This window comes from Vibrio sp. Vb1018 (assembly GCF_033338775.1).
Taxonomy (GTDB): domain Bacteria; phylum Pseudomonadota; class Gammaproteobacteria; order Enterobacterales; family Vibrionaceae; genus Vibrio; species Vibrio alginolyticus.
The window spans coordinates 206,536-218,447 of sequence record NZ_JAWOTI010000007.1; the positions used below are offsets into that span (position 1 = coordinate 206,536).

At 45.2% G+C, this 11,912-nt stretch carries 9 protein-coding genes; 5 read left to right on the forward strand and 4 right to left on the reverse strand.

The genetic code is table 11. The features are described 5' to 3' along the window. Positions 1–70: 70 nt before the first annotated feature. Positions 71–994 (reverse strand): histone deacetylase, encoded by a 924-nt coding sequence (locus R7Z10_RS10260; RefSeq protein ID WP_025767197.1) that lies wholly within the window; start codon positions 992–994, stop codon positions 71–73. Between the two features lie 271 nt (positions 995–1,265). Between R7Z10_RS10260 and R7Z10_RS10265 the strand changes: the two genes are divergently transcribed. Both R7Z10_RS10265 and R7Z10_RS10270 read left to right on the forward strand, forming a co-directional pair. Continuing rightward, the gene (locus R7Z10_RS10265) at positions 1,266–1,955 is read left to right on the forward strand and encodes an SDR family oxidoreductase (RefSeq protein ID WP_017635826.1); all 690 of its coding nucleotides are present in this window, start codon (positions 1,266–1,268) and stop codon (positions 1,953–1,955) included. Positions 1,956–2,138: 183 nt separating this feature from the next. Then, complete coding sequence (locus R7Z10_RS10270) at positions 2,139–2,345, forward strand: hypothetical protein (protein ID WP_005380717.1); 207 nt, start codon at positions 2,139–2,141, stop codon at positions 2,343–2,345. Between the two features lie 44 nt (positions 2,346–2,389). On the opposite strand, the gene R7Z10_RS10275 is transcribed toward R7Z10_RS10270, so the two are convergent. Further along, positions 2,390–4,357, reverse strand: coding sequence for a DNA topoisomerase III (locus R7Z10_RS10275; protein WP_318104797.1), 1,968 nt, complete (start codon positions 4,355–4,357; stop codon positions 2,390–2,392). 103 nt (positions 4,358–4,460) lie between these two features. Then, positions 4,461–5,009, reverse strand: coding sequence for an NAD(P)H nitroreductase (locus R7Z10_RS10280; protein ID WP_005380711.1), 549 nt, complete (start codon positions 5,007–5,009; stop codon positions 4,461–4,463). A 173-nt stretch (positions 5,010–5,182) separates the two neighbouring features. On the opposite strand from R7Z10_RS10280, the gene R7Z10_RS10285 reads away from it, so the two are divergent. After that, positions 5,183–6,499, forward strand: coding sequence for an MFS transporter (locus R7Z10_RS10285; RefSeq protein ID WP_053306673.1), 1,317 nt, complete (start codon positions 5,183–5,185; stop codon positions 6,497–6,499). Positions 6,500–6,558: 59 nt separating this feature from the next. Here R7Z10_RS10285 and R7Z10_RS10290 read toward each other — a convergent pair whose 3' ends face one another. Continuing rightward, positions 6,559–8,571: an NADPH-dependent 2,4-dienoyl-CoA reductase gene (locus tag R7Z10_RS10290; RefSeq protein WP_025767194.1), complete on the reverse strand. Its 2,013-nt coding sequence runs from the start codon at positions 8,569–8,571 to the stop codon at positions 6,559–6,561. A gap of 224 nt (positions 8,572–8,795) precedes the next feature. Here R7Z10_RS10290 and sppA point away from each other — a divergent pair, with 224 nt between their 5' ends. Next, positions 8,796–10,646, forward strand: a complete 1,851-nt coding sequence (sppA, locus tag R7Z10_RS10295; protein WP_005380705.1) for a signal peptide peptidase SppA — start codon at positions 8,796–8,798, stop codon at positions 10,644–10,646. Between the two features lie 164 nt (positions 10,647–10,810). After that, on the forward strand, positions 10,811–11,824 hold the full coding sequence (ansA, locus tag R7Z10_RS10300; protein WP_005384922.1) for an asparaginase: 1,014 nt from the start codon (positions 10,811–10,813) through the stop codon (positions 11,822–11,824). The last annotated feature ends 88 nt before the right edge of the window (positions 11,825–11,912 follow it).

Consider the following 11,912-nt stretch of genomic DNA (forward strand, 5'->3'; position numbering starts at 1 on the left):
CCACAAAAAATTAATGCCCTTTTCGTTCGTTCCAGTGTTGAATCAATTTGATATTTACATCTAGTTGTATCTACTCATCAATAAAGACTTCTTTAGCGGCATTGATAAGCTGCAAATGAATTGGGACGAGGTCAGCATGATTCGTTCGATATCCACCTCCAACGACAGCTGCGACAGGGATACCTCGAGATTTCACTGTTTGCATTAAAAATCTATCACGTTCTAAAATCCCTTGCGTCGACACATCAAAATATCCAAGCTCATCGTCTTGATGTATATCGACACCAGCATCGTAGATAACCAAATCAGGGCGATGAAGATTAAGTGCCATATCGACCACTTCTTTAAACGCCATTAAAAAATCCTCATCACCTGTTCCTCGCACCATAGGCACATCGAGGTCAGACTGAGGCTTCCTCGCTGGGAAGTTTTTATCACAGTGGAAAGAAAGCGTGATGATATCTGGCTCATCGTCACATAAAGTTGCTGTTCCATCCCCATGGTGAACATCACTATCAATGATCAATACTTTATCGACATGCTCGACTTCGAGCGCTTGCCTGGCCGCGATCACTAAGTCATTAAATAAACAAAAACCACTCCCAAACTCTTTGTGTGCGTGGTGATACCCACCACTCAAATGAATGGCCACACCGTACTCAAGTGCCTTTTTTGCGGTCAGAGCCGTGCCCGCTGCTGAAGTTAGCGTTCTGGTAATGAGAGACTCACTCCAAGGAAAACCTATTCGGCGCATCTTCGCAGCTGGCATGTTTCCACTAACAAGTAACTCGACGTATTCCTCGTCATGAACACGTTTTACTTCCCCAACAGTTAATGCTTCGGGCTGGAAAAACTGCGTGTGCTCTTTCCAGTTATCTTTCTCCATATGCACCAATACCGATTCATAGAGGTACTGGTATTTCATAATTGGGTAACGATGCCCCTCTGGCAACTCAAGTTGAGAATAAATCGGGTGGTAGATAAATGGCAGCATGAGAAATTCTTAATAACAATGGTAACGAAATAGTATCAACTTAAAGGGTTGAATAAAACGCAATTTAATTGATAATGATTTTCAATATCAATTAAATTTAATATACATATGAATTCTACTTTCTTTGCTATTCTCGGCGCACTGTTTGGCTCTCTTTGTGCCCTGTCCCTATTTTCATCTCTTGTTGTTGGTGCGTGGTGGTTGGTTGATTTTATTGTGCTTAACTAACACAATGACTTTCAACTGAAATCAAAAAAACATAGGTGTTTGTATGAGTCAAACCGTCTTTATTACCGGAGCAAATCGCGGCATTGGCCTTAGCTTAACTGAGCTGTACCTGAAGCAAGGCCACCAAGTACATGCTACTAGCCGTTCCTTAGAGAACAGTTCAGAACTACAAACTCTAGCCTCACAATTCAGTAATCTGGTTTTGCACGAACTGGATGTCACTCACTACGAACAAGTCGCTAAGCTTGCCGATAAACTCCCTGCCATCGACTTACTCATCAATAATGCAGGATATTACGGCCCCAAGGGATATGGCTTTGGAAACACTGACGTAGAAGAATGGCGTAAAGCCTTCGAAGTAAACACCATTGCACCGTTAAAACTGGTTGAGCACTGTTACCCTCGCTTACAACAAGGCAAGATAAAAAAGATTGCTTGTATCTCATCAAAAGTGGGGAGCATGACCGAAAATACGTCCGGTGGCGGTTATATTTATCGCTCATCGAAAGCGGCGCTTAACTCGGTTGTGAAAAGCTTAAGTAATGATTTAACACCTGAAGGATTTACCGTTTTAGCGCTTCACCCTGGTTGGGTAAAAACGGCGATGGGCGGGCCAAATGCTTTGATAGATACGCAAACCTCCGCGCAAGGCCTAGCGAACGTGATAGAGCTGAGCACACCGCAGCTTTCAGGTCGATTTATTAACTACGATGGTACTGAGTTACCTTGGTAGCAGCATTAAGACACAACCATCACTAAACCAAATACCATCAAAGCCAGGCTTCATAATCGTGACTTGGTTGGCAAACATAATGTTCATCAGTGATCCACCAGCATAATTCACGCAATCTAACTTGAATTTATCTACATCCAATCCAGACTTAGGAAAAAGTAGAACAAATAAGGAGAAAGCACGATGGCAGCAGATAGGGATTTGGTTAATTTTAGCGAAGAGCACGAACTAAATTACTGCTTGAGAAGTGCTGGTAAACGCCAAACTCAAGCGAATCGAGATACATTAGTTGACTTGGGCAACCAGGTGAAAGAGGTACTGGACAAACGCGTGTTAACTCAAGGTGAAGTAAGAGGCGCGATCCAAAACCACGGTGACCTGTTCGAGTAATCTATTTTCAAGCATGCGCGGTGTTTAATTACACCGCGCTTGTCCTATGCCTGCTTACCTTTGGTTGCACGAGATTTAGTCGCGCCACCATTCTTTGAATAACTGCGCTTTTTACGTTTAAACGCAGGACGTTCCACCTTGGGTAGATGACGTAATGAATCAGGGATAGGGCCTGCTTTTACTTGTGCCATCAAGCTATCAATGCGTTGTTCCAGTGCTTGCATGAACGGCTGATATGCTTGATTTCTCTCTGCCATACCTTGTAACTGGTGCTCCCAATGAGCCGTCATATCAGGGTATGTTGAATCTTCTGGCAAGGCATGAATGAGACCTCTTCCCGCAGGAGAACTGAGAATTGACTTACCTTGACGCGTAAGCAGTTGGCGTTTGAACAGCGTGTCCAAAATACCAGCGCGAGTCGCTTCCGTGCCTAGCCCATCAGTGTCACGAAGGATTTTTTTCAGTTCTTTATCCGCAACGTAACGGGCGATCCCGGTCATCGCTTGCAACAACGATGCCTCGGTAAAATGCTTTGGTGGCTCGGTTTTTCGGTCTTTTATTTCCCCTTCACGACAAGTTAACACGGTGCCTTCGGGTAGCGGTGGCACAGCATCAATACCTTCATTTTCCTTGTCAGTTTTGCCCATTAGCGCTTTCCAACCCGGCGAAACTAACTGACGACCTTTCGCGACAAACGTACCACCAGCGATATCGAAAACCAATTTCGCTTCTGCGTAAACCGCCGCCAGATAGAACTGCATGAGGTACTGGCGCGCAATCAATTGATACACCTTCATCTCATTGCCCGAAAGCGCATTCACATTAGCTTGTTTTGGTGTAGGGATAATCGCATGGTGCGCATCCACTTTTTTATCGTTCCAGGCTTTGGACTTTAATGTTAAGTCTGCTCCCTGAACCGCACCTTGCAACTCTTTTGCGTTGTTCGCAATAGCAGTTGTCACCGTCCCTGCTTGTGAGTAGTGTTCCATCGGTAAATAGCGACAATCTGAACGCGGGTAAGTGATCAGCTTGTGCTTTTCATACAATGCCTGACAAGTATCTAGTACTTGTTGCGCACTCATACCATAGCGCTTCGCTGCATCGATCTGTAAAGCAGATAATGAATAAGGTAATGGTGCTGATTGCTTGGTTTGCTTTTGTTCCGACTCCGTCACTTTCGCGAGTTGATTTGCAATACGGTTTGCAACGTTTTCCACTAACTTACGGTTTAACACTCGCCCTTCTTCATCCTGCCAAGGCTTGCATGCCTCACTTGGCTTCCAACGAGCACGAATATCAAAAGTACCATTGGCATCTTGATATGGGATCAGAGCATTTAGGGTAAAATAGTCCTTCGGGACAAAGTTTTCGATTTCCTCATCACGACGCACCACTAAGCCAAGAACTGGCGTTTGCACTCGCCCTACCGAGAGAACACCTTGATACCCTGCTTTTTGACCAAGCAAGGTATAAGCACGAGACATGTTCATGCCATACAACCAATCAGCCCGAGAGCGAGCCAATGCAGAAACTGAAAGTGGGATAAACTCGCGATTACTGCGCATAGAACTGAGTGCGCGTTTCACCGCAGGTAAGTTCAAGTCGGAAATCAGCAAACGCTGTGTGGATTCCTTCTTGGTTTTAGATAACTTGCAATAGTCCAGAACTTCATCAACTAACAGCTGACCCTCTCGATCTGGGTCTCCTGCATGAATGACTTCTTTAGCTTCTTTGAGCAATTTACGAATCACTGTTAATTGCTTACTTGCGCTTTTCCTCGGTCTGAGCTGCCATTGCTGCGGAACAATTGGTAAATCTGCCATATTCCACTTTTTGTAACGCTCATCGTAAGCGTCGGGTTCGACCTGTTCGAGTAAGTGGCCGATACACCAAGTAACGATATCCCCGTTCCCACAGCGGATGAATCCTTGATCTTTCTTTTGAGGGTTTGGCAGTGCAGCGGCAATCGCACGGCCTAAACTTGGTTTTTCAGCAATAAACAGACGAGACATAACGTTTTGGAAATAAATATAATTAGGGCCACATTAACGAATGTAGCCCTAATAAATCAAGAAAAACTGTATAAATAAACAGTCAGTTTATTTAAGTTTTCAGTTATAGAAATTCAACAAACTGAGAAAGGTCACGCTCAGGAACTTTCATCGGTGTACAACCAGGCGTGCCTAAGTACAAGAAACCAACAATCTCATCGTCACCTTCTAAACCAAATGCTTGATGAACTTCTGGATGGAACATCCACTTACCTGAGCGCCAAAACCCTTGAAAGCCTTGCGCTACGGCTGCCATTTGCATCGCTTGTACAGCGCATCCCGCAGATAAGTGTTGCTCTAGTGCTGGTACTTTCTCATGTTCTGTTACTTTAGCAATCACCGTGATCACCATTGGTGCGCGAAATGGGGCATTCTTTACCTTTTCGACCACCGCTTCATCACTATTTTCAGCTTCTGCCGCTTTTACCAAGATATCTGACAGTTTTTTCAAACCATCGCCCTGTGCGATAACGAAACGCCAAGGGGTTAATCCCGCATGGTCAGGCGCACGAAGGCCAGCACGAATGATGTTCTCAAGAGCTTTACCTTCTGGTGCAGGCGCGGATAACTTCGCGATAGATCGGCGATTGAGCAAAAGATCGAGAGCGTCCATGAAAGAATCCTTATTGAATATCGTTGTTATTTTGTTTACGCCACTTTAGCACAATCTGCTCCTGCGAATAACAACCGGTTTTCTGTGGGCTTGATAACGTGCTTCACTTAACATCAATCTGGGTTTAATGTTAATTTATTCGCGAAATGAATAAGTTGAACATAGGCAGGTTGATGAACAAGGACAAACAAAACAGCATTTACGAAAAGATCGTTAATGACGAAGATGCCCGTGCCTGTAAGGCGATTCCTGAATCAGCTTGTCATCAAGTTCCCGGCAACTTTCTTAAAATCATTCTCGCTCAGTTTTTAACGAAAGTCGGCGATGCGTTAATCAATCCTAAAGTCACGTTGCCGTGGATACTACAAAGTCTCGGGGCTCCGGTTTACTTAATTGGTTGGCTGGTTCCTATTCGTGAGTCAGGATCCCTTATCCCACAACTTAGCATCGCGCACTACATCCGACGCATTCCAGTAAGAAAATGGGTCTGGGTAATTGGCAGTATCTTGCAGGCTCTTTCCATATTTGCAATCGGATTGGTCGCATTAACTCTAACAGGAGCAGCTGCGGGTTATGGTGTGATTGCATGCCTTGTGATCTTCAGCCTCTCACGCGGTTTAAATTCCGTCGCATCAAAAGATGTATTGGGCAAAACCATCCCTAAAAACCAACGAGGTCAAGTCAACGGCTGGTCTTCAAGCGCTGCTGGCCTGGTTACGCTGCTTTTCGCGAGCCTTCTGGCACTAGCCTGGTTATGGGACGTAGAGCCGACAGAGCGCTTTTACGGTCTGAGTTTAGGCTTAGCGGGCGTCATATGGCTCATCGCGGCATTCGTCTATGCGCGAATTAATGAGTATGCCGGTGAGGTAGACGGTGGTCGAAATGGCGTCCTCGAAGCATTTAAACAACTCGCGTTACTTAAGACAGACGTGACCTTTCGTCGATTCGTTATCACGCGGACACTATTTTTATGTTCTGCGCTGAGTGCACCGTACTACGTTGTGCTGGCACAGCAATCTCTGGGTGGACAGCTCTGGGTGCTAGCTCTCTTTATGTTTGCGAGTGGCTTAGCCTCCTTTGTGTCAGGTCCTTTCTGGGGAAGAATGTCCGATCGCTCCAGCCGCAGTGTGATGGTCATAGGCGCAATGATGAGCGCGCTACTTGGTGTTGTGTTATTTATTTACGATACATGGGTCACCGCTAGCCAAAGCTTCCTATTCGTGATTCCTCTGCTTTACTTTTGTGTTTGTATTGCCCACGACGGAATACGAGTCGGACGAAAAACCTATTTAGTTGATATCGCAGAAGGTGACAAACGGACGAGCTATGTAGCCGTGAGTAACACAGTGGTTGGGATAATGCTGCTTCTAATGAGCTCTCTTGGTGTTATGTCGAACTTCTTGAGCCTTTCAGCTGTGGTGTTAGTGTTCTCTTTTATTACTTTTGCTGGCGTGGTAATGGCCAAACAACTGCCAGATATCAGTGACTAGTTCTATACAAAAAAGCTGCGCTCAAAGCGCAGCTTTTATGGTAAACACACATTAAAAGGCTAGAGTTTTACCGCCAATTTAACACCTTGACGAATCGCACGCACAGCATCAAGTTCACCCGCATGGTCAGCTCCGCCAATGATATGAATCTTCTCTCCGAGTTCAGACCATTTATCTTCAAATGGACGAACAGACTCTTGCCCCGCACAAATGACGACTTTGTCCGCGTTCAATAATTGTTCTTTTCCATCTACATGAATGTGCAAACCTTGATCATCAATTTTATCGTAAGACACACCACCGACTAAATGTACGCCCCGTTTTTCAAGGGTACGTTTATGGATCCAACCTGTCGTTTTACCCGGACCTTTACCTACACGACCTTTACGACGCTGAAGTACCCAGACTTCTTTATCGCTAACCGCATCAGGGTAAGGGTATAAACCACCCGGCTGAGACATCTCCTTGTCGATTCCCCATTCATGCAACCAGTCATCCAACGTTTGTCCAACTGGCTCTGTGAGCATGGTCGCGACATCTACGCCAATGCCACCAGCACCAACGATAGCCACTTTCTCACCGACTGGCGTTTTGTCTCGAATGAGAGTTTGATAGTCGACGACTTTCTCTGGGTTATCAATTCCATCAATATTGACTTTACGTGGCTCAACACCCGATGCCATCACTATCTCATCGTACTCTGTGAGTAAGTCATAGTTCGCTTCCGTCGATAAGTGCAGATTCACGCCTGTTTCATCAATACGGTTAGCGAAATATCGTATCGTCTCTCGAAACTCTTCCTTACCAGGGATCTGCATCGCAAGACGGAACTGACCACCGATGCGGTCGTTCTTTTCGAACAAATCAACCTTATGGCCACGTTCAGCCAGTGTGGTCGCACAAGCCAAGCCCGCAGGGCCAGCACCAACAACTGCAATGTTTTTCTTCTTAAAGGCTGGTTCAACAACAATTTCGGTTTCATAGCACGCTAGAGGGTTCACTAAGCAACTGGCGCGCTTACCTTTAAACACGTTATCTAGACACGCCTGATTACAACCAATACACGTATTAATAAGCTGCGCTTTTTCCTGTTCGGCTTTAGCAACAAAGTAAGGATCGGCCAAGAATGGGCGCGCCATCGAAACCATGTCGGCATGACCTGAAGATAAAATGCGTTCTGCTTCATCTGGCGTATTTATACGGTTGCAAGTGATAATAGGAACCGAAACGTGAGGTTTAACTTTTTCCGTAACCCATGTAAACGCACCACGTGGTACTTGAGTCGCAATGGTCGGAATTCGAGCCTCATGCCAACCGATACCCGTATTAATAATCGTGACGCCAGCCTCTTCAAGTGCTTTCGCCAATTCGATAACGTCTTCAAAAGTGCTGCCCTGCTCGACAAGATCCAGCATAGAAAGACGGAAGATGATGATGAACTTGTCACCCACCGCCTTGCGTACCGCTTTAACAATTTCTAGCGGAAAACGCATACGTTTTTTATAGCTGCCACCCCATTCGTCGTAACGCATATTAGTACGTTTACATAAGAATTGGTTTATCAAGTAACCTTCCGAGCCCATTAACTCGACGCCATCATAACCAGCAAGCTGTGCTAACTCCGCACTATTAGCAAACGCGTCGATGGTTTTCTTTATCTGGCGGTCGCTCATTTCACTCGGAGCAAACTTTGCAATCGGCGCTTTAATGCCAGATGCACTTTGCGAGAATGGATGCATTGCATAACGCCCAGCATGGAGAATTTGCAACGCAATTTTACCACCGTGCTTGTGCACCGCTTCTGTCACAACTTTATGGGCTTTAGCATGTTTTGGCTTGCTGAATTCAGCACTCAACGGGTGTAAACGACCGCGTAAGTTAGGAGAAAAACCTCCGGTTACAATCAGTCCGACACCGCCTTTCGCGCGTTCTTCATAAAAAGCAGCGAGCTTCTGTAATCCTTCTTTGTGCTCTTCTAAGCCCGTGTGCATTGATCCCATCAGAACTCGGTTTCGTAATTGTGTGAAACCGAGATCCAGTGGCTTTAATAGGTTTGGGTACATGGCAGACATCACTTAACATCCATTGTTATTATCATGGTCTGACCAGATTAAGCCTGCTCAACCAAAAAATCAAACAAGCGTTTACATTTTTGTAACACCGATCAATCTCGTGTGAAAATATGCCAATTGTTGAGTGGTCGTGATAAGCTAAAAAAATGTTATCTTTTGAGATCTTAGAGATAAGAACCCATACTTTGTTAGACTCGGCGTAACTATCTCGTTATGGAGACAAGATGAAAAAACTCTTCAAATTTATTGGTTTGATATTTAAAGGGATATGGAAAAGTATCACTTTCATCAGACTCGCACTGGCAAACCTAATTTTCTTGCTGATGATTGCCGTTTTCTACTTTGCCTTTACTTATACCGGAGACGGTCAACCTGTCGTCGAAAAAGAATCGGCATTGGTGATGAACCTTTCAGGCCCAATTGTCGAACAAAGACGTTATGTAAACCCAATGGACTCTTTTGCTGGTTCCCTTTTGGGTAATGAGCTACCGAAAGAAAACGTCCTTTTCGATATCGTTGATACTATTCGCTACGCGAAAGACGATCCTAAAGTGTCTGGATTAGTGCTAGCACTGCGAGACATGCCAGAAACAAATCTCACGAAACTACGTTACATCGCGAAAGCGTTGAACGAATTTAAAGCGTCAGGCAAACCCGTTTACGCCGTAGGTGATTTCTACAACCAAAGCCAATATTACTTGGCAAGTTACGCCGATAAAGTTTATCTGGCACCTGATGGTGGTGTATTGATTAAAGGTTACAGCGCTTACTCAATGTACTACAAAACGTTACTTGAAAAGCTTGACGTTTCTACTCATGTTTTTCGCGTAGGTACTTATAAATCCGCTATCGAACCGTTTATTCGTGATGACATGTCCGATGCGGCGAAAGAGTCAGCAACACGTTGGGTTACTCAATTATGGAGTGCTTTTGTTGATGACGTAACAACAAACCGAAACATTGATGCGAAAGTGCTTAATCCAACCATGGATGAGCTGATTAACGAGATGAAGTCTGTAAATGGCGATATTGCTCAGCTCGCAGTCAAACTGGGGCTAGTGGATGAACTTGCGACACGCCAAGACATTCGCACTCTATTTGCAAAACAGTTTGGTAGTGACGGCAAAGACAGCTACAACGCGATTGGTTACTACGACTACCTTGCAACGATTCGTCCCGATTACACACTACCTCAGCACGACATCGCCGTTGTTCTAGCAAGTGGCGCGATTATGGACGGTCAACAACCTCGCGGAACTGTTGGTGGTGACACGGTCGCAAGCTTGCTGCGTCAAGCACGCAATGATGAAAAAGTGAAAGCGGTCGTGTTACGAGTAGATAGTCCAGGAGGCAGTGCCTTTGCTTCTGAAGTGATTCGTAACGAAGTAGAAGCTCTGAAGCAAGCAGGTAAGCCGGTTGTTGTATCCATGTCGAGTTTGGCCGCTTCTGGTGGTTATTGGATTTCAATGAGCGCAGACAAAATCGTTGCTCAGCCAACAACCCTGACGGGCTCCATTGGTATATTTAGTGTCATCACCACGTTTGAAAAAGGCTTTAGCAAGTTAGGTATTAACACTGATGGCGTTGGCACATCGCCGTTCTCAGGTGACGGTATTACCACTGGCCTTTCTGAGGGCGCGTCTCAAGTGTTCCAATTAGGTATCGAGCACGGTTACAAGCGCTTTATTTCTCTAGTTGGCGAGAATCGCGATATGTCTCTAGAGGAAGTTGACAAAGTTGCTCAAGGTCGAGTTTGGACTGGCCAAGATGCACTATCCTTTGGTCTTGTCGATCAAATGGGTGACTTTGATGATGCTGTAGAGCTAGCGGCGAAACTAGCGAACGTAACCGATTACGGCATTTACTGGGTAGAAGAGCCTCTTTCACCTACTGAACTATTTCTACAAGAGTTTATGAAACAGGTGAAAGTCTCTCTAGGTATTGATGCAACAAGCTTGCTACCAAAAAGTCTTCAACCCGTAGCTCAACAATTCGAACAAGACGCAAGCTTGCTCCAAAGCTTCAACGATCCTAAAGGTCAATACGCATTTTGTTTGAACTGCCAAGTGCAGTAGTTTTTCCATCAATATTACAAAGGGCACTTCTACTTGAAGTGCCCTTTTTATTAGGCTTTGCATCTCCTCAGATGACTTTCTGATGCTGTGCGTATAGCCTCGCATCTCAAGGTTATTTAGGTATATAATCCCCGCCTCTGTTCCCCTACACGAAAGAAAAAACGATGACTAGAAAACACATCTACATCGCTTACACCGGTGGTACCATCGGAATGCAAAAATCCGACCACGGCTATGTGCCTGTTGCTGGCTTTATGGAAAAGCAATTAGCAAGCATGCCCGAATTCCATCGTCCTGAAATGCCGGATTACACCATCCACGAATACGACCCTCTGATTGACTCATCAGATATGACACCTGCTGACTGGCAGCAGATTGCGAATGATATTCGTGACAACTATGACAAATACGATGGTTTCGTTATCCTACATGGTACTGACACCATGGCGTACACAGCGTCCGCATTGTCTTTCATGCTTGAAAACCTTGGTAAGCCAGTGATTGTAACGGGTTCACAAATCCCTCTCGCAGAGCTGCGTTCTGACGGCCAAGCAAACCTATTAAACGCGCTACATATTGCGGCAAACTACCCGATCAACGAAGTAACTTTGTTCTTCAATAATCAATTGATGCGTGGTAACCGCAGCACAAAATCTCATGCAGACGGTTTTAATGCCTTTACTTCACCAAACCTTCCTCCACTATTGGAAGCTGGGATCAATATTCAAGTTAGCAACAGCATAACCGTTGGTGCACAACCAGAAGGCGAGTTTAAGGTTCACAACATCACGCCACAACCAATCGGTGTGATCACCATGTACCCTGGTATTTCACACGAAGTTATCCGCAACACGCTTCGTCAGCCCGTGAATGCGATGATTCTTCTGACTTTTGGTGTCGGTAATGCTCCTCAGAACCCTGAGCTGCTTGGTCACCTGAAAGAAGCCTCTGAGCGCGGCGTTATTGTCGTAAACCTAACTCAGTGTTTGGCAGGTAAAGTGAATATGGGCGGATATGCCACAGGTTGTGCTCTCGCAGACTCTGGTGTTATCAGTGGCTTTGACATGACGCCCGAAGCGGCGCTGGCAAAACTACACTACCTTCTAAGCCAAAACCTTTCTTACGAAGAAGTAAAAGAGAGAATGCAACAAGTACTGCGTGGTGAAATGAGCCTGTAAGTTCAAGCTTTCTTGACCCGTCCTGATATGGGTTGACACTTTTTAACTAAAACGCTCGATGTACTTCATCGGGCGTTTTGTATTTTAA